Source organism: Nonomuraea sp. NPDC049480 (assembly GCF_044465905.1).
Classification (GTDB): Bacteria; Actinomycetota; Actinomycetes; order Streptosporangiales; family Streptosporangiaceae; genus Nonomuraea.
In genome coordinates, this window is the sequence record NZ_JBITMD010000019.1 from 142,886 (window position 1) to 163,034 (window position 20,149).

At 69.9% G+C, this 20,149-nt stretch carries 18 protein-coding genes; 7 read left to right on the forward strand and 11 right to left on the reverse strand.

Features of this window, described 5'->3' with window-relative positions; all coding sequences use genetic code 11:
* Nucleotides 1-610: 610 nt before the first annotated feature.
* Both ACIBX3_RS41370 and ACIBX3_RS41375 read right to left on the reverse strand, forming a co-directional pair.
* Entirely contained in the window at nt 611-775 is a 165-nt protein-coding gene (locus ACIBX3_RS41370; protein ID WP_397126044.1) for a hypothetical protein, read from the reverse strand.
* Between the two features lie 380 nt (nt 776-1,155).
* Entirely contained in the window at nt 1,156-2,397 is a 1,242-nt protein-coding gene (locus tag ACIBX3_RS41375) for an MFS transporter (protein WP_397126045.1), read from the reverse strand.
* An 86-nt stretch (nt 2,398-2,483) separates the two neighbouring features.
* Between ACIBX3_RS41375 and ACIBX3_RS41380 the strand changes: the two genes are divergently transcribed.
* The 4 genes from ACIBX3_RS41380 (at nt 2,484) to ACIBX3_RS41395 (ending at nt 6,017) form a co-directional block, all read left to right on the forward strand.
* Complete coding sequence (locus ACIBX3_RS41380; protein ID WP_397126046.1) at nt 2,484-3,377, forward strand: LysR family transcriptional regulator; 894 nt, start codon at nt 2,484-2,486, stop codon at nt 3,375-3,377.
* Nucleotides 3,378-4,004: 627 nt separating this feature from the next.
* The gene (locus ACIBX3_RS41385) at nt 4,005-4,970 is read left to right on the forward strand and encodes a GlxA family transcriptional regulator (protein WP_397126047.1); all 966 of its coding nucleotides are present in this window, start codon (nt 4,005-4,007) and stop codon (nt 4,968-4,970) included.
* Nucleotides 4,967-5,569 (forward strand): DJ-1/PfpI family protein, encoded by a 603-nt coding sequence (locus ACIBX3_RS41390; RefSeq protein WP_397126048.1) that lies wholly within the window; start codon nt 4,967-4,969, stop codon nt 5,567-5,569. The genes ACIBX3_RS41385 and ACIBX3_RS41390 overlap by 4 nt, the downstream gene beginning before the upstream one ends.
* Nucleotides 5,484-6,017 (forward strand): DUF899 family protein, encoded by a 534-nt coding sequence (locus ACIBX3_RS41395; RefSeq protein ID WP_397126049.1) that lies wholly within the window; start codon nt 5,484-5,486, stop codon nt 6,015-6,017. Before ACIBX3_RS41390 ends, ACIBX3_RS41395 begins: the two co-directional genes overlap by 86 nt.
* On the opposite strand, the gene ACIBX3_RS41400 is transcribed toward ACIBX3_RS41395, so the two are convergent.
* From ACIBX3_RS41400 to ACIBX3_RS41425, 6 genes are all read right to left on the reverse strand, one after another.
* Nucleotides 5,948-6,508 carry a cyclophilin-like fold protein gene (locus ACIBX3_RS41400; RefSeq protein ID WP_397126050.1) on the reverse strand — a complete coding sequence of 187 codons (561 nt, stop codon included), beginning with the start codon at nt 6,506-6,508 and terminating at the stop codon, nt 5,948-5,950. The two genes, ACIBX3_RS41395 and ACIBX3_RS41400, sit on opposite strands and share 70 nt — an antisense overlap.
* 268 nt (nt 6,509-6,776) lie before the next feature.
* A complete protein-coding gene (locus ACIBX3_RS41405; RefSeq protein ID WP_397126051.1) occupies nt 6,777-8,948 on the reverse strand; it encodes a xanthine dehydrogenase family protein molybdopterin-binding subunit in 2,172 nt (723 codons plus the stop codon).
* A gap of 107 nt (nt 8,949-9,055) precedes the next feature.
* Entirely contained in the window at nt 9,056-10,036 is a 981-nt protein-coding gene (locus ACIBX3_RS41410) for an FAD binding domain-containing protein (protein WP_397126052.1), read from the reverse strand.
* Between the two features lies 1 nt (nt 10,037).
* Entirely contained in the window at nt 10,038-10,688 is a 651-nt protein-coding gene (locus ACIBX3_RS41415; protein WP_397126053.1) for a 2Fe-2S iron-sulfur cluster-binding protein, read from the reverse strand.
* Nucleotides 10,689-10,811: 123 nt separating this feature from the next.
* Nucleotides 10,812-12,077, reverse strand: a complete 1,266-nt coding sequence (locus ACIBX3_RS41420; RefSeq protein WP_397126054.1) for a multidrug effflux MFS transporter — start codon at nt 12,075-12,077, stop codon at nt 10,812-10,814.
* Between the two features lie 215 nt (nt 12,078-12,292).
* Nucleotides 12,293-13,315, reverse strand: coding sequence for a zinc-dependent alcohol dehydrogenase family protein (locus ACIBX3_RS41425; RefSeq protein WP_397126055.1), 1,023 nt, complete (start codon nt 13,313-13,315; stop codon nt 12,293-12,295).
* A 360-nt stretch (nt 13,316-13,675) separates the two neighbouring features.
* Between ACIBX3_RS41425 and ACIBX3_RS41430 the strand changes: the two genes are divergently transcribed.
* The 3 genes from ACIBX3_RS41430 to ACIBX3_RS41440 all read left to right on the forward strand — a co-directional run bounded on the left by ACIBX3_RS41430 (nt 13,676) and on the right by ACIBX3_RS41440 (nt 15,574).
* Nucleotides 13,676-13,855 carry a hypothetical protein gene (locus ACIBX3_RS41430; RefSeq protein WP_397126056.1) on the forward strand — a complete coding sequence of 60 codons (180 nt, stop codon included), beginning with the start codon at nt 13,676-13,678 and terminating at the stop codon, nt 13,853-13,855.
* A 164-nt stretch (nt 13,856-14,019) separates the two neighbouring features.
* A complete protein-coding gene (locus tag ACIBX3_RS41435; protein WP_397126057.1) occupies nt 14,020-14,937 on the forward strand; it encodes a helix-turn-helix transcriptional regulator in 918 nt (305 codons plus the stop codon).
* A gap of 139 nt (nt 14,938-15,076) precedes the next feature.
* Nucleotides 15,077-15,574, forward strand: coding sequence for a GNAT family N-acetyltransferase (locus ACIBX3_RS41440; protein WP_397126058.1), 498 nt, complete (start codon nt 15,077-15,079; stop codon nt 15,572-15,574).
* Nucleotides 15,575-15,596: 22 nt separating this feature from the next.
* Here ACIBX3_RS41440 and ACIBX3_RS41445 read toward each other — a convergent pair whose 3' ends face one another.
* From ACIBX3_RS41445 to ACIBX3_RS41455, 3 genes are all read right to left on the reverse strand, one after another.
* The gene (locus ACIBX3_RS41445) at nt 15,597-16,646 is read right to left on the reverse strand and encodes a tyrosine-type recombinase/integrase (protein WP_397126059.1); all 1,050 of its coding nucleotides are present in this window, start codon (nt 16,644-16,646) and stop codon (nt 15,597-15,599) included.
* A 102-nt stretch (nt 16,647-16,748) separates the two neighbouring features.
* Nucleotides 16,749-18,278, reverse strand: coding sequence for a helix-turn-helix domain-containing protein (locus ACIBX3_RS41450; protein ID WP_397126060.1), 1,530 nt, complete (start codon nt 18,276-18,278; stop codon nt 16,749-16,751).
* A 16-nt stretch (nt 18,279-18,294) separates the two neighbouring features.
* Complete coding sequence (locus ACIBX3_RS41455) at nt 18,295-19,995, reverse strand: enoyl-CoA hydratase-related protein (protein WP_397126061.1); 1,701 nt, start codon at nt 19,993-19,995, stop codon at nt 18,295-18,297.
* Nucleotides 19,996-20,149 lie beyond the last annotated feature (154 nt).

Here is a 20,149-nt window from a genome sequence, read left to right on the forward strand (position 1 = left end):
AGCGACGACGTCTGTGTCACCGCCACGGTCCAGGTTGTCGATGAAGCCCAAATCCTTCCGCGCCAGCGTGACCGAAGCCGCTCCATCTGCTCATCAGAGAAGAACTGGCTCGCCAACCCCCACCAACCTCCACGGAAGCGCCACAACCAGTACAAACCGTAGCTGCAAAGATCGTCAACCGTCCCAAGAAGCAGAATAACCGCAGGTCAGAGATGGGTCAGTTGGATTTTCCGCGATCGCTGCCGGGACCCCTTATCGACCGACGGCGGGGAGGTGGGCGCGGATGGGGGTGCCTTCGCCCGGCGGGCTGCGGACACCACGAAGGAGGCTGCGGACACCACGAAGGAGCACGTGTGCTCGATCGCGGTGGGCAGCCGGTGGGCGGGCACACGCCGTCTCGCTGCAGGTACGTCAATGCCCGCCCGGGCTCGCCGGTCCGGATCGTGTTCCCGGAACCGTCCACGTAGAGCCGGCCGCGCAGCAGTCCCAGCAGCAGGGCCAGCGGCCACGCGATGAGCACCATCTCGGTGGACCAGGCCAGAGCGGTCTGTACGGGGACCGGCAACCGCAGGACCGCGGCCACGTATGTCACGAGGATCGCCGCGCCGCCTCACACGACCGGTGCCAGCGCGCGCAGTCGCACGCTGCCCGCCTGCAGCCACCGGCCGACGAGCCGGACCACGAGCGCCAGAGCGAGCGCGATCACGACCGCCAGCACGACGGTGATCAGCGCGGGGGGTGGCCCCGGAGTGGGCTCCAGCCGGATGACGACCACGTCACCAGCAGGTGACCCAGCACGGCCAGGTAGAGCGTCTTCGTCGCGACGCCCGCCACACAGAGGGCCGGATGGTCGACGGCTCCGGCCACTCTGACCTACTCATCCGGCGCGGTCGAGGGCAAAGTATGCAAGATCAAATTCTTGAAGCGGCTCATGTTCGGGCGGGCCGACTACGACCTCCTCCCGAAGTTGGCACTGCTGAACTGAGCCCTCGAGATCACCCACCGTGACGGCTTCCCATCAAACGCACCAGACCCGGCTTGATGGCGTGAGTTACCCGGCGGTATTCGGCGTCTTGCTGATGGGCCGCTCAGTGGGTGCGTCGCGTTCGGGCGACGACGTCGGTGATCTAGTTATGCGAGCGAGACGGGCAGTCGTCATGGCTGACCGTCTACTTGCGCTGCGGTTCGGTAGCGGAGCGCCGGACCGAGCGCTCGCTGGCCGGCGAAAAGAGCGACCCCGGTGATCGCACACGCCGCTGCCAGAGCGGCCCGTCCGGCATGATCGAGCAGTACGGTGCCGACCAGCGGGCCGAACACGGCACCGACACTCCAGGTGGCGGAGGCGACGCCCATGTACCTGCCGCGCAGGTCTGCCGGTGCGAGGTCGGCGAAGGTGGCGCCGAACATGACGGCGATGCCGATCTGACCGAGGGTCCAGACCAGAACCGATCCCGCATAGCCGGCACCACTCTCTACGAGGGCGGTCAAACCGACGCCGGCGCCGACCAGGAGCATGGAAACAGCCAGCACCGTACTGGGATCGCGACCAGCGAGCAGCCGTACCGCCAGTGGCTGGCCTACCACGATGAGGATCCCGTTCAGGGCCAGCACCGCGCCGTACGTTGCAGGGCCGTGACCATCTGCCGTCATGACCAGCGGTAGCGTCGCGAACGTCTGCAGGAACATGGTGAAGTAGGCGACGTAGAGCAACACCATGGCGATCATCGGTCGGTCGCGCAGGAGCACCGGCAGCAGCGCTCGGCGGGGCTGTTTCGGCGTCGGCGGCCGGGTCTCGGGAACCCGGCGCCAGACGATCAGCGCCGCGATGATCGAGGCCGTGGCATTGATCCAGAACAAGAGTCCATACCCATGCTGGGCCAGGACCCCAGCGGTGACCGTGGCGACGGAGAAGCCGAAGTTGGCCGCCCAGAACAGCAACCCGAAGGCCCGGACCCGCTGACTCGGATGGAGGTCGGCCACCACAGCCGACCCGACCGGGCGGAACAGGTCCGCCATCAGCCCGACCCCGAGTGCCGCCGCCCAGATCGCCGGCACCGTATCGGCCGAGCCGAGCGCGACAAGCGTCACAGCGGTTCCCAAGAACCCCACGAGCATGGTGTGGCGCCGGCCGATCCGGTCGCCCAGCCAGCCGCCGAGCATCTGGGATCCGATGCCTCCGGCTCCAACCGCCGCTACCACCGCACCTGCGGTCGTCGGCGCCAGCTGCTGCTCCTGGGTCAGATAGAGGACGAGGAACGACTGCGCGACTCCGCCGGCTCGACTCACGAAATGAGTCGCCGCCAGGGCCCAGACCAGGTTGGGCAGGTCCAGTCGCAGGCGGGACGGTCGGTTGCCGAGCGCTGCCGCGTCCGTAAGGGATGTGCTGGAGGTCGTCATGTCAACGACCCCTAGAATCGCCGCACACATCAAGAAAAGCGATTACTTCCGATCGAGTCGATCGCCATTGGCTATGATATGGCGTTATGGCTGACGTTGAGCTGCGCCACCTGAGGACCATGGCCGCTATCGCCGAGGAAGGAACGTTCGGGCGAGCGGCGGGCCGGCTTGGTTACACCCAATCGTCGGTGAGCCAGCAGATCGCCGCGCTGGAGAAGGCCGTCGGTGGCGCCGTCTTCGACCGGCCCGGAGGTCCTAGGCCGGTACGGATCACTCCCCTTGGCGAGGTGGTCTTGGCCCACGGGCGCGATCTGCTCACGAAGGCGGAGGCGCTGGCCGACGCCGTCGATCGCTTCAGGGCCGGTAACGGCCGGATCGACATCGGCACCTTCCAGGGCGCGACCAGGTTGATCCTGCCGGCCGTCGTGCGCCGGCTGCTGAGCGAGCACCCCGGCTGCGACATCAGGCTGTCCGAGGTGGAACCGCAGGATCCGCAGATCGGAGAGCTTGACCTGTTGTTCCACTACGGCCAGATCGAAGGCGACGTCGAACACGTCGAACTGCTCGACGAGCCATACCTCCTGGTGGCCGGCGCCGGCGCATTCCCCGATGGCCCAGTACAGGTGAAGCTGCTCGACGATGCTCCCATGGTCGCCTGGCCCCCGAACTATCACCAGAAATGGCTGGAGCGGGCGCTCGCAGGCGCCGGCGCGCGGCCACGGATCGTGTTTCGAACCACCGGCCACGAAACCATCGTGTCGATGGTGCGGGCGGGCATAGGCTCGGCGGTGCTGCCATGGCTCGCCCTCCACGGATCCGATGCCTGGTCCGACGACCGGCTCAGCATCCACCACCTGCGGCCATCGCCCGCCTCCACGTGGTACCTGTACTGGCCGGCCGGACGCACCCAATCACCACTCGCGACCCGAGCCATCGACATCGCCGTCGAAGCCGCCAACGAGCTGGCCAGCCAGATGTGACATGGTCGTGCAGACTGGGGCGGAGCCGGGCACCCGCCCCATGATCTACGACCGCGTACCTTCGATCCGTCAGCAATCCACGTGCGGATCAGACTGCGTGGGTCGAGTCGGGCCGATGTCTGGTTCAGGCCCGAGCGGCTTTCCTTCCGGGTGAGTCTCCGGCTCATGCCGTGATGGCGGCCACGGGCAGGTGGGTTTCGCTGTGGGCGGGCTTACGCTCGAAGTCGATCAGGCTGCGGCGCGGATCGGTACGAGGCCAGGACCATCCGGCACAGCAACGCCGTGCTCCGCAGCTGACGACTTCTGGATCGAACGGGGTGAGGGCCCGCTGGTCAACCCCGCGCCCCAGGACGCTGCGGCGGACAGCGGCCGGCGTTGAAGACGAGCAGGATGTCCGGATCACCCGGTTGCCGTTGACGGGCCTCGATCAGCCGGATGACCAGGTCGCGGACCTGGACGCGGAAGCCCCAGCGTGCTCTGGACGGCGAGCCGGATCAGGTCGCGCCAGTGTGGCTGGATCGGTGTGCCCGCCTTTGGCGGCCTCGTGGCCCGCCGCCGCGCGGCATGGCGCGATATGTGGGGTACGTGGCGTTGACGCCATCGCCGGGCGTCGACGACGCTGAAGGAGTGACGACCCCCAGACCACGTGTCGCCTTCGTGATCTTCGAGGGCTTCCAGCCGCTGGACCTCGTCGGCCCGTACGAGGTATTCACCCATCCGGGTGAATACCTGTGCCAGATCGTGGCGTCCGAATCCGGGCCGGTGCGGTCTCACGGTGGCCTGTGCGTCCACGCTGGGCACAATGTCGACGACCTTGACCCGTGCGGCATCGACACGCTGATCGTCGTCGGTGGCACCGGTGTGGACAGGGCACGGCAGGACAGCGCTCTGATCCGGTGGATCGCCGCCGCCGGGGCATCCGCGCGGCGCGTGGCCTCTGTCTGCAGTGGCGTGTTCTTGCTCGCCGCGGCCGGCCTGCTGGACGGCCGCCGGGTCACCACGCACTGGCGCAGGGAAGATCAGCTTGTCCGGGAGCATCCCGAGGTGACCGTGGACTGCGATCCGATCTTCATCCGGGACGGTCGCGTGTGGACCTCGGCGGGGATAACCGCGGGGATGGATCTCGCGCTCGCGCTGGTCGAGGACGACCTCGGGCGGCGCGTCGCACATGACGTGGCCCGCGAGATGGTGCTGTTCCTGCGCCGCCCAGGCAGCCAGTCGCAGTTCAGTGTGCCGTTGTGGTCCGCGCAGCCGTCCAGCGACCGGATCCGTGTGGTGGTGGAGGCCATCCACGCGGATCCGGGCGCTCGGCACGGCCTGCTGGAACTGGCGGACCGTGCCGGGTTGAGTCCGCGTCACCTGCAGCGGCGGTTCGCCGCCGAACTCGGTGTGCCGCCCGCGACGTACGTGGAGCGGGTGCGGGTCGAGGCGGCGGGCCGTGCCCTGGTCGAGGGTGACGAGCCGGTGGAGGTGGTCGCCCGGCGAAGCGGTTTCGGCACGGCGGAGTCCCTGCGCCGCGCGTTCCACCGCCATCTGGGGGTCCCGCCATCCGAGTACCGGGATCGATTCCGATCTACGAAGGAGTACGCATGACGAGCTATGGGTTGCTGATCTTCGAAGGTGCGGAGGAGCTCGACTTCGCCGGGCCCTGGGAGGTGTTCACCGCTTCCGCCATGGTCCGCGACCAGGGTGACACCGCCGTGCTGATCGCCGAGCGGGAGGATCCGGTTCGCTGTGCCAAGGGCATGCGCGTCCTCCCCGATCACACGCTGAACGACCACCCGCCGCTGGACGTCCTGCTGGTCCCTGGTGGCATAGGCACCCGCCGAGAGGTGTCCAATCCGGCAGTGATCGGCTGGATCGCCAAGGTCTCCTCCGAGGCGGACTGGGTGACCAGCGTCTGCACCGGCACGCTGCTCCTGCACGAGGCAGGACCGGCACGGAACCGCCGTGTCGCCACCCATCACGGGTTCGAGGACACGCTCCAGGCCCGTGGAGAGATCACCGTTGTGCGTGACGCGCGGTATGTCGTCGACGGCAACCTCGTCACCAGTCAGGGCGTCTCCGCCGGAATCGACATGGCGCTGTGGCTGATCGGCCGCTTGCATGGCCGCGACCACGCGCGTTCGGTCCGCCGCTACATACAGTACGAGCCCGCGCCGCCGTACCTCGCCGACGAGCCCGTCGACTGAGTACCGCGATGCCGAAGATGCCGACGGCTCCGACCTGGTCGCCGGGCGCGCGCTGCTCTCTCGGTCGCCGTCGTCATCCGCTCCGAACTCGTCCGCCGAGCGGCGCCGGTTACCGATGGTCCGCATTGACAAGGCGTACGTCTTCGACGGTCCGGACGGCAGGTCGACACTGCTTGATCTCTTCGCCGAGCGTCGCCAACTCCTGGTCTATCACTTCATGTTCGACCCGGCCTGGGACGCGGGCTGTCAGCGGGTTCAACTACGACTTCCAGTCCCTCGGGCTACGCGCCGCCAGAGTCACACCCAGCAGAACGGATGCCGTGCATGCCATCACGACGGTCCTTGTCTCCTTGAGAGTACGCCCGGCATCCGTTCCCATCAGTCGATGACTTCGACGGTGACGTCTCCGCCTTCGAGGCGCTTGAGCTGTTCGAGCGGCGCGTCGTAGGTGCCGATATGGATTGTCTGGTCGGAGTGAGCGATCCCGGCGGCGTTGTAGTAGAAGCCGAGGTTGCCCCAGGGGATGAAGTAGATCAGGTCGCCGTCCTCGGGGTCGGAACCCGGGGAGCCGCTGTAGTCCAGTTTCCGTGGAAGATAGCTGATCTTCTCTTTCCCCGCGAACTCCTCGAAGGTGAGCGTGAGCGGCAGCATGGACAGGAAGTCGCGGACAGCCGCGTTGTCCTGGCCGATCGTCACGTCGACCGAGGTCGCGTTCGACGAGAACCGCACCACCGTGCCGACGATCTCGTCCGTCTCGCCGCCGGTGTCGCTCTTGCCTGAGCGGAGGAGCCCCGAAGAAGCTGCGGATGCCGAAGGGGCCGTCGATGCCGTGGGCTGGTCCGATGCGGAGGGGGCGGCGTCGGGGTCCGGCGTGCTGCATGCCGTCAGGGCGAGCAACGCCAACAGGCCGGCTGCGGTTACGGTGTCCTTCAATCGCATTGCTTCGCCTTTCCGATATGCGGGGTCAGAGGGTCGGTAGCACCCTGGTGGCGCGGCGCTCGCCCATCGCCTCGCAGCCTTCGGCGGCCTGATAGAGGGGCAGGATGAGGTCGAAGACAGTCGGTCCCGCCGTTCATGATCAGATCGATGAGCTCGGGCAGGAAACGGCGCGCGGGGCAGGGCCGGCGTGCAGGTGTTCTCCGGAGAAGCACTCCGGAGAAGCACAGCTTCTCGCCGGGCAGGTCGACGCCTTGGGCGCCGCCGAGCGTCACAGCAGGGCTTCGGCGGTGATGGGGAGTTCGCGGATGCGGCGTCCGGTGGCGTGGAAGACGGCGTTGGCGATGGCGGGCGCCACACCGACGATCACCACCTCACCCAGGCCCTTGACGCCGATGGGGTCGGCGGTGCGGTCGTCGCCGCCCAGGTAGATGGCGTTGACGTCGGGGACGTCGGCGTTGACGGGGACGAGGTAGTCGGCCATGTTCGCATTCACGATGCGGCCGTCGCGCGGGTCGGTGACGGTGTGCTCCAGCAGGGCCATGCCGATGCCGCCGACCATGCCGCCGATCGCCTGGCTTTCGGCGAGCTTGGGGTTGATGATGCGGCCCGCGTCGTACACGCCGAGCACCCGCCGGATACGTACCAGGCCGAGGCGTTCGTCGACGGCGACCTGAGCGAATACCGCGCCGTAGGCGTGCGTGGAGAACCGTTCCACCTCGTCGCCGGGGGTGTAGCCGCCGCGCGCCTCCAGGTGGGGGCGGTTGTTGCGGGCCAGCAGTTGCCGGTAGGTCTCGCCGCGTTCGAGGTCCTCGCGCAGGTGCAGGCGCCCGTTGCCGACGACGACGTCGTCGGCGGAGGCGCCGTGCAGCGGTGAGCCAGGGTCGGCGACGGCGAGCCGGATGGCCTGCCGGCGGAGCTTGTCGCAGGTGTCCTGGACGGCGGAGCCGACGCTGGCCATGGTCATGGAACCACCGTGGGGCGGCGACGGCGGCATGGTGGAGTCGCCGAGCTGGAACCGCACCCTGGGCACTTGGAGGCCGAGGGCGTCGGCGGCGACCTGCGTCATGGAGGTGTAGGTGCCCGGCCCCATGTCGGAGGTCCCGCACTGGACGATCGCGCTGCCGTCGGCGTCGAGTCTGGCCAGCGCCTGGGCCGGGGCGCGTTGGGTGTGGTAGGTGGCCACGGCGACGCCGGTGCCGATCAGCCAGTTCCCCTCGCGGGTCGAGCGCGGCTTGGGGTCGCGTTCGTCCCAGGCCACGGTGCGGGAGCCGACGCGGAAACACTCGCGCAGCCGCCGGGTGGAGAACGGTACCCCAGTGCCCGGATCCTGGTCGGGTTCGTTGCGCAGGCGTAGCTCGATCGGGTCCATGCCCAGTTCGTAGGCGAGCTCGTCCATCGCGCATTCGATGGCGTACGCGGCGGTGGCCGCCCCGGGGCCGCGCATCCAGGTGGGTGTGTTGACGTCCAGCGGTATCGACCGGTAGGTCTGGCGGACGTTGGGCGTGGCGTACGTCATCTGCCCCTGAACCATCAGCGCCTCCCGGTAGTCCTCGTAGACGGAGGTCTCGGCGCGGATGTCGTGCACGGCCGCGGTGAGCCGTCCGCGCTGGTCGGCGCCGAGAGTGAGCTTGTGTTCGGTGACGGGGCGAAAGCCCGTCCCGGTGTACATCTGCTTGCGGGTCAGCACCACCTTCACCGGGCGGCGCACCTCGCGGGCGGCCAGCGCGGCGATGGCGACGTGAGGCCAGGCCCGCAGGGCGCTGCCGAACGCGCCGCCGACGAACGGTGAGACGACCCGGACCGACTCCTCCGGGATGCCGAACACGGTGGCGAGGTCGCCCCGGGTGTTGAGGACGATCTGGGTCTTGTCCCACACGGTGAGCCGGTCGCCGTCCCAGCGGGCGATGGTGGCGTGCGGCTCCATCGGATTGTGGTGCTCACGGCCCAGCCGGTAGGTCTGCGCCAGACGGGTGCGCGCCTGCTGCAGCGCCTGGTCGACGTTTCCCCGCTGGTAGTTCTCGGGCTGGTTGGGTGAGGCGGCGGGGGAGGACATGTCGGTCGCGGGCCGCTCGCCGTCGTAGGCGACCTTCACCAGGCTCGCCGCGTGCTGGGCGATCTCCAGGGTTTCGGCCACCACGACCGCGACCGGCTGGCCGAAGAAGCGGACCCGGTCGTCCTGGAAGATGCGCAGGCGTTCCCCGCGGGCAGGGTCGGGCACGCCGCGGAAGGGCCGGTAGGGCAGTTTCGGCGCGTTCAGATGGCTGATCACCTTGAGCACGCCGCGCTGCGCGGCGGCGTCTCGGGTGTCGATGCCGGTGATCCGCCCCTTCCCGACGGTGCTGGTGACGATCACGCCGTGAACGACGCCGCGTACGGCGCCGTGGGCGTCATGCTCGGCGGCGTAGGCGGCCTGGCCGGTCACCTTCAGCCGTCCATCCACCCGGGCCAGCGGCGTGCCCGCCGCTGGCCGTGCCGCCGCTGGCCGTGCCGCCGCTGGCCGTGCCGCCGCTGGCCGTGCCGTTGTGGGCTGTGTCGTTGCGGGCTGTGTCATCGCGTGCCTCCCACAGTGCGCAGTTGACGTTCGACGGTGCGTTTGAGCAGTTCGGCTTTGAAGCCGTTGTGGCGCAGCGGGTGGGCGCCGTCCGCCGCGAGGGCGGCGGCCTGCGCCCACAGCCGGTCCGAGGGACGGGCGCCGGTCAGCCGCCGCTCCACCGCCGTCAACCGCCACGGCACCGTGCCCACCCCGCCGGCGGCTACCCGGGCGTCGCGGATCACACCGCCGGTGATGTTCAGGACGACCGCCGCGGAGGTGAGCGCGAACTCGTACGACTGCCGGTCGCGGACCTTCAGGTAGCCCGATCGCGAGGGCTGCGGATGCTGCGGGATCTCCACCGCGGTGATCAGCTCGCCCGGCCGCAGGTCGTGCTCGCGGTCGGGCGTGTCGCCCGGCCGCAGCAGGAAGTCGGTCAGGGCGAGGCTGCGCTCCCCGCCCGGGCCCAGCAGGTGCACGGTCGCGTCCAACGCCGCCAACGCCACGGCCAGGTCGGACGGATGGGTCGCCACACACGCATCCGATGTGCCCAGGATCGCGTGCGAGCGGTTGTAGCCCTCCAGGGCGGCGCACCCCGAACCGCGTTGCCGCTTGTTGCAGGCGGCGCTGACGTCGCGGAAGTAGGTGCAGCGGGTGCGCTGCAGGATGTTTCCCCCGATGGTGGCCATGTTCCGCAACTGTGCCGACGCGCTCAGCTCCAGCGCCTGCGCCACCACCGGGTAGGCGGTGCGCACCCGTGGGTGCGCGGCGACGTCGGACATGCGCGCCAGCGCGCCGATCCGCAGCCCGCCGCGCCCGCTGGCCTGCACATCCCGTAGCGGCAGGCCGCTGATGTCGACCAGCGTGCCGGGGCGCTCCACCGTCTCGCGCATCAGGTCGACCAGTGTCGTGCCGCCGGCGATGTAGCGGCCGCCGCGCGTCCCGGCGGCGAGTGCGGCGCGGGTGTGGGCGGGCTTGGTGTAGGCGAAGGGGTACATGTCAGGCCCTCCCCTGACGTGCGGCCTTCTCGACCGCGTTGACGATCTTGACGTAGCAGCCGCAGCGGCAGATGTTGCCGCTCATCCACTCCCGGATCTCCTCACGGGAGCCGGTGCGGCCCTCTCGGATGCAGGCGACGCCGGACATGATCTGGCCGGGGGTGCAGTAGCCGCACTGGAAGGCGTCCTGTTCGATGAAGGCCTGCTGCAAGGGGTTCAGCTCACCGTCGTCGGAGGCCAGGCCCTCGATCGTGGTGACCTCGGCGTCCTGGCACCGCACCGCCAGCGTCAGGCAGGCGTTGACGCGGCGGCCGTCGACCAGCACCGTGCACGCACCGCATGCGCCCTGATCGCAGCCTTTCTTGGCGCCCGGCAAGGCGAGCCGCTCGCGCAGCAGGTCCAGCAGCGACGTCCGGTTGTCGATCGTCACCTGGTGCCGCCGCCCGTTCACGGTCACTGACAGCGTGCTGCTGTGGCCGGCGGGCGCCACGGCCTGCCCGTTCGGCGCGCCGAACGAGTCCGCGGCAAGCGCGGTCGGGAGAACTCCGGCCACCGCGCCGCCGGCAGCGGTCGTCGACAGGAAACCCCGCCGGGACAACCCCGGCGGCGCTTCCTCATCGCGGCGGTCATCGTCAGGGAGCGTGTCAGACATGAATTCTCACTTCTCCTTCGATCAACGGAAGGTCCGGAAGGGTGGACGACCGGCACGGGGGCGCCGCGTCGAGCAAGCGTGTGCCGCTCGTCCTGGGCGACACGGGTGTCGCGGCGGGGACGTTCATGCGGCGCTGGACACCGAGGCCCGGCGCATGAGGTGGAACGCGGTCAGGGCGAGGGCGGCGCAGACGACCTCGACGGCGGCCATGGAAGCGGCGGTGTGGGAGCCGCCCAGGCCGGCGAGGGGCGCGGTGAGGGCGCCGGTGAGGAATTGGGCGGCGCCGATCAGGGCGGAGGCGGATCCGGCGGTGTCGCCGCTGCTGCCCATCGCCAGCGCGGTGACGTTGGGGGTGATGACGCCGATGAAGAACATCATGGCGAACTGGCTGGCCGCCACCGCGGCCAGGCCGCCGCCCACCAGGGGTGTGACCAGGGCCAGCAGGGTCAGCACGGCGGCCAGGATGCCGGTCAGGCCGAGGGCGACCGCGCGGTCCAGGGGGATGCGGCCGATGATGAGCCTGCTGTTGAGATGGGCGGCAAGGATCAGTGCGGCGGCGTTGAGGCCGAAGATCAGGCTGAAGGTCTGGGCGGAGGCGCCGAAGGTGTCCTGGACGACGAAGGGGAAGCCCGCCACGTAGGCGAACAGCGTGCCGGAGATCAGCCCGTAGGCGATCAGGGCCCCGGCGAAGCCGCGGTCGCCCAGCAGGCTCCGCATGGTGCGCAGAGTGCCGGTGAGCCCGCCGCGGTGGCGGCGGGCCGCGGGCAGGGTCTCGGGGATGGCCCAGGCCGACAGGACGGCCAGGGCCAGACCGGCGGCGGCCAGGACGGCGAAGACGCCGCGCCAGTCGGTCAGGCGCAGCAGCTGACCGCCGAAGACCGGGCCGATGACCGGCGCGACACCGCTGATCATTGCCAGGGCAGACAGGGCCCGCGCCAGCCGGCCGTCGCTGTGCAGGTCGGTGAGCACGGCGCGGGCGATGACGATGCCCGCGGCCGCGGCCAGCCCCTGGGCGAGGCGGGCGGTGATCAGCAGAGCGGCGCTCGGTGCGAGCGCGCACGCCAACGTGGCCACGGCGTAGCAGGCCAGGCCCGCCAGGAGCGGACGGCGACGACCCCAGCGGTCGCTGAGCGGCCCGATCATCAGCTGGCCCAGCGCCATGCCGGCCAGACAGGCGGTGACGCTGAGCTGGGTCACAGACGCCTGCGCGTGCAGGTCGGCGGCCACCGCGGGCAAGGCGGGCAGATACAGGTCCATCGACAGCGGCCCCAAGCCGGTCAACGCGCTCAGCAGCAGCATGATCGTCCACTGGGCGCGGCGCGGCGAAGGACCTGGCCGCGCGGGTACGGTCGCACCGGCCGGAGCAGGGGTGGCAGAGGTCATCGTCATCTCAAAGATCAACTCGGCGGGGAAAGCGCGGGCGGCGGCGCGATTCCCGCGGGGACGGACGCAGGCGATGCATGCGGTGCGTGGGCTCCTTGCAGGTGCGGAGGGGTTGCGTCCGGGGCCGGGACGGGCAGGCGCGGGCACACTCTCACTGCCGCGGCCGCCGGCTCACTGGCTGCCCGGTTGCCCTGGAGGGGTGCCGAGGCATAGAGGCCGGGTCACGGCTGAAGGAGGGTCTTGATGGCGCGGCGTTCGTCCATCGCCTTGTAGCCCTCGGCCGCCTGGTCCAGGGGCAGGGTGAGGTCGAAGACCTTGCCGGGGTCGATCTCCCGGTGGCAGATCCGGTCGATCAGGTCGGGCAGGAAGCGGCGTACCGGGGCGGGACCGCCGTGCAGGTGCACGTGGGAGAAGAACAGTTCGTCGGCGGGCAGCGCGACGTCGTGGGCGACGCCGACGTAGCCGACGTGGCCGCCGGGGCGGGTGGAGCGGATGGCCTGCATCATCGACTCCTGGGTGCCGACCGCCTCGATCACCGAGTGCGCGCCGAGACCACCGGTGAGTTCTTTGACGCGTGCCACGCCGTCGTCACCGCGCTCGGTGACGATGTCGGTGGCGCCGAACTCGAGGGCGAGCTTCTGCCGGGGCTCGTGCCGGCTCATCGCGATGATCTGCTCGGCGCCGAGCTGCTTGGCGGCCAGGACGGCGAGCAGGCCGACCGCGCCGTCACCGACGACGGCGACGGTCTTGCCCGGCCCCACCTCGGCGGCGACGGCGCCGAACCAGCCGGTGCCCAGCACGTCGGAGGCGCTCAGCAGGCTCGGGATCAGGTCCGCGTCCGGCATGCCCGGGGTGGCCACCAGGGTGCCGTCGGCGAGCGCGACCCGCGCGTACTGGGCCTGCGCGCCGGCGGCGACGGCGGGCTCCCGGTGGACGCAGGACGTCTGGTAGCCGGCCCGGCAGATCTCGCAGGTGTTGTCGGATGCGAAGAACGAGCCGACCACGAACTGGCCCGGCTTGATCGTGGTGACCTGGTCGCCGACCTCCTCGACAACGCCGACGTACTCGTGGCCCATCGGGGTCGGCCCGTTGACGGGATCGATGCCGCGATAGGGCCACAGGTCCGAGCCGCACACGCAGCTTGCGGTCAGGCGGATGACCGCGTCGGTGGGCTTGTCGATCTTCGGGTCCGGGCGGTCCTCGACGCGGACGTCGCCCGGGGCGTACAGAACTGTTCCACGCATGAGTGGATCTCCTCGCTATGACGTTCTATGACCTGCTCTGTCCGCTTGGGTCAGCGGGCCGGCTCGATCGCGAGCCTGAAGCCGTCTCCGGCCTTGGCGGTGATGTCCAGGCCGGAGTCCAGCCGGCCGATGACCGCGAACCCGGGCGAGGGAATCTGCGCCCCGTCGTCCCGGTAGTTGATCGCCGGCTCGCGCCTGGGTGCCCGGGAGCGGAGCCGTCCCGCCTCATGAGTGCTTGCGGCGAGTGGTCGGCAGCGCGCCGGGTTTCTCCCGCCCGAACAGGTCGTGCATGCGCAACGTGATCAGGTTTCTCCCCGGGCGGGCGGGGCCGGCCGAGCCCTTCGGGCCGGGGAGGCGCCGGTGCCGTCGGATCGGCCCGCCGCCGGTCCTTCCGCCGGACCTGTGCTGCTGCAGGCGGCCGGCACGACGCCTGTGACCAGCAGTATCGGCCTGACCAGCGCTGTGGCCGCGCGTGCGGCCGTCCAACCGGCCAGGCGGCGGAGCGGAAAAGCCAACATGATCGGTCTCCTGCAGATCTGATGGACACAGACGTCCCCGTCCGGGGACGACGGCACGCCATCACTCCTGGTGGCAACGATGGCAACCTCCAGGAAACCGGCTGCGTCGCTCGTGCGGGAGGTCGCGTTTATCGGGGGGACAACCTCTACCCCCTTCCACCTCCAGCGGCTCCCTACAGTGAAGATGTGCACAACAACCGGGATGAGATCCGCGATTTCCTCGCCAGCCGGCGCGCCAAGATCACCCCGCAGCAGGCTGGGCTCGCACCGGGCGGTCGCCGCCGGGTGCCGGGTCTACGTCGTGAGGAAGTCGCCGTTCTGGCCGGGGTGAGCACGGACTGGTACACCCGTCTGGAGAAAGGCCACATCACCGGCGTCTCCGACGACGTCCTGAACGCCGTCGCCCGAGCCCTGCAGCTCGATGACGCCGAACGCGCCCACCTGTTCGACCTGGCCCGCGCCGCCGGCGCCGGGCACCGCCCCCGCCGCCCCGCCCACAAGATCCGGCCCGGGCTGCAGCGGATGCTGGACGCGATGACCGACGCCCCCGCGATCATCCGCAACGGCCGCATGGACATCCTGGCCGCCAACCGCCTCGGCCGCGCCATGTACTGGCCGGTCTTCCAGACCGCGCACCCCGGCACTGGCCAGAGTCCGGCACGCAGCCGACCGGCCAACATCGCGCGCTTTCAGTTCCTCGACCCGGCCGGGCCCGGCTTCTTCCCCGACTGGGACACCTCCGCCGACGTCACCGTCGCCCTGCTGCGCACCGAAGCCGGACGCGACCCCTACAACAAGGACCTGACCGACTTGATCGGCGAGCTGTCCACCCGCAGCGCCGACTTCCGCACCCGCTGGGCCCAGCACAACGTCCGCCTCCACCACGCCGGCACCAAGACCTTCCACCACTCCGCCGTCGGCGACCTCACCCTCGACTACGAGTCCATGGACCTGCAAGCCGACCCCGGTCTGAATCTCACCGTCTACACCGCCGCCCCCGACACCCCCGCCCACGACGCCCTGCGCCTGCTGGCCAGCTGGGCCGCAACCCTCGACCAGGCCGACCAGCCGCAGGACGTCGACGCGGGACCCCCGCACAGCTGACACGCCGAGCGCTGTTCACAAGCGACCACCTACGAAACCCGGCCGCGTCCAGGGCGTTGCGGATCGTGTCCATCAGCAAGGCCGCTCGTGAGACGATCATCGGCAGGACTCGGGGACGGCAACCACCTAAAGTGACAGCGTGGACATCCGTGCAGGAAAACCCGACGACATCCCCACCGTGCTGGCCATGTTCGACAGCGCCGTCGCCTGGCTGACCGCCCAAGGACGCACCGGCCAATGGGGCACCCGGCCCTTCACCGGCGACCCCCGCCGCACCGAGCAGGTCACCCGCTGGGCCCACTCCGGCGGGATGCGCATCGCCGACCTCGACGGCACCTCCGCCGGCTGCATCGTCGTCGGTCCCGCCCACGACTACGTCACCCCCGCCCCCGAACCCGAGCTCTATGTCCAAGCCCTGGTCACCGACCGCCGCTACGCCGGTCACCAGGTCGGCCGCACCCTCCTCGACTGGGCCGCCGAGGAGGCGCGGGCCCGCGGTGCCGGCCTGCTGCGCGTCGACTGCTACGCCGGCGACGACGGCCGCCTCGTCGCCTACTACGAAAGCTGCGGTTTCACCCGCGCCCAGCCCTTCAGCGTGGGGGAGTGGCCCGGCATGCTCCTGCACCGCCGCCCCTGACGACCGACGGCAACCTCAGCACTCAGCCGCCACCGCGCCGCTCCCCGCGCAACAACGGATGCGACCGCATCGCCACCTCCAGCTCACCCGGCAACTCATCCCGGTAACGCCCCAACGTCGACAGATCGCTGTGCCCCAGCACCCGCCGCACCGCGTCCATGTCCACCGCGTCGGCCAGCAAATGCGTCGCCGTCGTGTGCCGCAGCCCATGCGGCGTCACCGACCGCCGCCGGTCCGGGTCGACCCGCGCCTGCACCCGGTCGATCACCGCCTGCACATCACCCCGCGCCAGCCGCCGCCCCCGCCACGACAACAGCAACGCCTTGTCCTCCACCGCCGGCCGCCCCCGCTCCAGATACGCCTGCAGCACCAGCGCCACGTCGTCCGGCAACGGCACATCCCGGGTCCGCCCGCCCTTGCCGAAAATCCGCCAATATCGGACCCCGTCGTTGGTGAAGAAATCCTCCACATTCGCCCGCACCAGCTCCGACACCCGCGGCCCCATCGTCGCCAGCAACAACACGATCAACCCGTCCCGCAGCTCCGTACGCTGATCACGCCGCTTGCCCTCCGCCGCCGGCGCCTCCGGCAGCGTCCGCGCCGCCCCGATCAACCCCTGCGCCTGCTCCCGCGTCAACGCCCGCCGATGCGGCCGCAGCCCTCCGCGCTCCTTGGCCGTCACCGTCGAGGCCGTCATCGGGTTGACCTGCACCCACCCCGCCAGCACCGCATGCTTGAACAACGCCGAAATCGACCGGCGAAACCGCGCCTGCGACGACGGCGACTGCCCCGCCACCCCACCTGAGCCCCCGGGCCCGCCACGCCGCGCCCCCGCCGACCGCCCATCCGGCTTGCGCGCGAACGCCAGCAAGATCGCATCCACGTCCTCGCCCGTCAGGTCGTCCAGCACCGCCCGCGGCCCCGCCAGCTCCACCAGCGTCGCCACATCGCGCGCATACACCTCCGCGGTCGACGGCGACAACGCCCCCGTCACCGTTTTGGCCCGCACCAGCTCCACATAGCGATCCGCCGCCTCCGCCACCGTCAACCGGTTGAGCTCCGCAGGCCGCACCAGCCATCCCCCTCCGCCAGCCAGACACGATCACCCCGACCGTAGCCCAGCCCACCGACGAAACCCAGGGCGACAACCTTCAGGCGACCCCTCGGACGGCCGTCAGATGTCGCGGAAGGTCTCGATCCGCGCCCCCAGCGCGTTCAGTCGCTCCGCCAGATCCTCATATCCCCGGTTGATCACGTACACGTTCCGCAGCACCGATGTGCCTTCCGCCGCCATCATCGCCAGCAGCACCACCACCGCCGGCCTCAGCGCCGGCGGGCACATCATCTCCGCGCTGCGCCACCGCGTCGGCCCCTCGACCAGCACCCGATGCGGGTCCAGCAACTTCACCGACGCCCCCAGCCGCGTCAGCTCCGTCAAATAGATCGCCCGATTGTCGTACACCCAGTCATGAATCAGCGTCGACCCCTGTGCCGACGCCGCGATCGCCGCGAAAAACGGCACATTGTCGATGTTCAGCCCCGGAAACGGCATCGGATGAATCTTGTCGATGGGGGAGACCAGCTTCGACGGCCGCACCGTCAAATCCACCAGCCGCGTCCGCCCGTTCGCCGCCGGGTACTCCCGCCCCCGATCATGATCGAGCCCCATCTCCTCCAGCACCGCCAGCTCGATCTCCAGGAACTCCACCGGCACCCGGCAGATCGTCAGCTCCGACGACGTCACCACCGCCGCCGCCAGCAGGCTCATCGCCTCCACCGGATCCTCAGAAGGGGAGTAGTCCACATCCCGTTCGATCACCGGCAGCCCGTGCACCGTCAGCGTCGTCGTGCCGACGCCGTCCACCCGCACACCCAGTTGCTCCAGGAAGAAGCACAGATCCTGCACCATGTAATTCGACGACGCGTTACGGATCACCGTCACCCCGTCATGCCGCGCCGCCGCCAGCAAGGCGTTCTCCGTCACCGTGTCCCCGCGCTCGGTCAAGACGATCGGCCGCGACGGCGAGACCGCCCGATCCACCCGCGCGTGATAGAACCCGCCCGTCGCCGTGATGTCCAGCCCGAAATGCCTCAGCGCCGACATGTGCGGCTGCACCGTGCGCGTCCCCAGGTCACACCCGCCCGCGTACGGGATCTGGAACTGCTCCGTCCGATGCATCAACGGCCCCAGGAACATGATCACGCTCCTGGTACGCCGCGCCGCCTCCGTATCCATCGCCTCCAGTTCCAGCCGCGCCGGAGGCACGATCTCCAGATCGCTGCCCTCGTTGATCCACCGCGCCCGCACCCCGATCGAGGCCAGCACCTCCAGGATCCGGTAGACCTCCTCGATCCGCGCCACCTTCCGCAAGATCGTCCGGCCTGAGTTCAGCAACGTCGCGCACAACAACGCCACGCATGCGTTCTTCGACGTCTTCACATCAATGCTGCCCGACAACCGGCGGCCGCCCACCACCCGCAAATGCATCGGCCCCGCATACCCCAGCGACACGATCTCGCTGTCGAGCGCCTCACCGATCCGGGCGATCATCTCAAGACTGATGTTCTGATTACCACGCTCGATCCGGTTCACCGCACTCTGCGACGTCGCCAAAGCGTCCGCCAGCTGCAGCTGCGTCCAACCCCGATGCTGCCGCGCATCCCGGATCAGCCGGCCGATCCGCACAAGATAGTCGTCTGCCACAACAGCAGACCATATCTCACATATGAGATGCACCCGCGTCAGCGGCGGCCGACGCGCCGGACAACTCCCGATGACGCGCCAGATGCGCCGGAGTCGCCCCCGCCCGCTGCTTGCGCACGAACGCCCGACGCGCCGCCCGGAAGCCGCTCCGGTCGTCGAACATGTCCCGGCTCATCTCCGCCAGTTCCTCCACCCGGTACGCCTCCAGCGGCCTGCGCCGCTCATCAACCTCCCGCGCCCGCCCCCGCGCCGCCAGCAGCCGATCGTACGAGGCGTCCACTGCCAGCCGCTCGGCATACTCCAGCACCCGGCGCTCGAACTCCAGCCGCGACCCGCCGAGCACCCGATCCGCCAGCCCCAGCTCCACCGCCTCGGCCGCCCCGATCGGCAGCGCCTCCTGCGTCAACCGCAGCGCCTGCTCGGCCCCCACCCGCCGCGGCAGCACATACGTCCACAACTCCGACCCGAACAACCCCATCGTCCGATAATGCGGATTCAACACCACCGAATCCCGCACGATCACCCGATCCGCGCCCAGCCCCATCATGACCCCGCCCGCGCCCGCGTTCCCGCCGATGGACGTCACCACCAGCTGCCGCGTACACCTCACGATCTCCCGGCACACCGCGTTCATCGCATTGATGTTCCTCCACGCCTCCAGCTCCGGATGCCGCGACGCCTCGATCACGTTCAGGTGGATCCCGTTGGAGAAGACCTCCCCACCCCGCACCACCAGCACCCGCGTGTCCTGCGCCACCGCATACCGCAATGCCGCGCCCAGGCGCCGGCACTGCTCCGCCGACATCGCCCCGTTGTAGAAGTCAAAACTCACCACCCCCACACCGTCACTGCGGTCATAGGTGATCTCGCTGTAACCCGGCCGCTCCACCGCACCCGCCACGCGTTCACCCAGCGCCATCGCCGCCGGCAGCTTCACCGCCCCCTCACGATCCAGCCGCACATGCCCGACCCACACCGTCCCGTCCCCGGTGTGCACCAGTACCGCGCCCTCACGCCGCGCCGCCACCCGGCCCGGCTCCCCGGCCAGCTCCGGTCCCCGATACACGTCGAACACCCGCACCGGCACATCGCACAACTCCGTCCGCCCGCCCGGAGCCCCGTCCGCGGCCCGCACCCGGCGCACGATCTCCTCGGTCGGCTCCTCCCAGCCGAACTCCCGATCCGCATGCCGCATCGCCCGCCGCAGCCGGCCGCGCACCTCGGGGGAGCGGTAATCCAGCGGTTCCGGCCGAAACCCCGTATCCGCCTTGGCCGCCACCTCCGCCACCAGCTCCACCGCCGCGTCCGCCACCGGCCCGTTGTACAACGCCGACTTCCGCGGCGCCTCCGCCGGCATGGCGAACGTGCGATACCCCCAGATCGGGCCCGCGTCCATCTCCTCCACCGCCTGCAACGCCGTCACCCCCCACTCCGGCTCGGCGTCGGCGATCGCCCAATCCAGCGACGACGGCCCCCGATCCCCGGGCGGCCCCGGATGAATGATCACCGTACGGAATCCGCGCCACACCGGCGCCGGCACCCGCTCCTTCAAGAACGGGCAGATGACCAGGTCCGGCTTGGCCAGCTCCGCCGCCTCCACCATCACCTCCTCCGACACCGCCAGCTCGACGCTCACGTCATGACCGGCCCGCCGCAACTCCAGCCACGCACGCTGGGACAGGCCGTTGAAGGAGGAGCAGAGCAGCAAGATACGCAACGCCAGACTTCTTTCCACACCAGGGGAGACGACCACAGGACCACAGGCCAGGGGAGAGGCTAACCGGCCACGGCAGGCCGCTCCCATCGGCCCCATCCATTTACGGCAGTCCCATAAGCCCTATACATGCATGCATGCTGACACGAAACTCCTA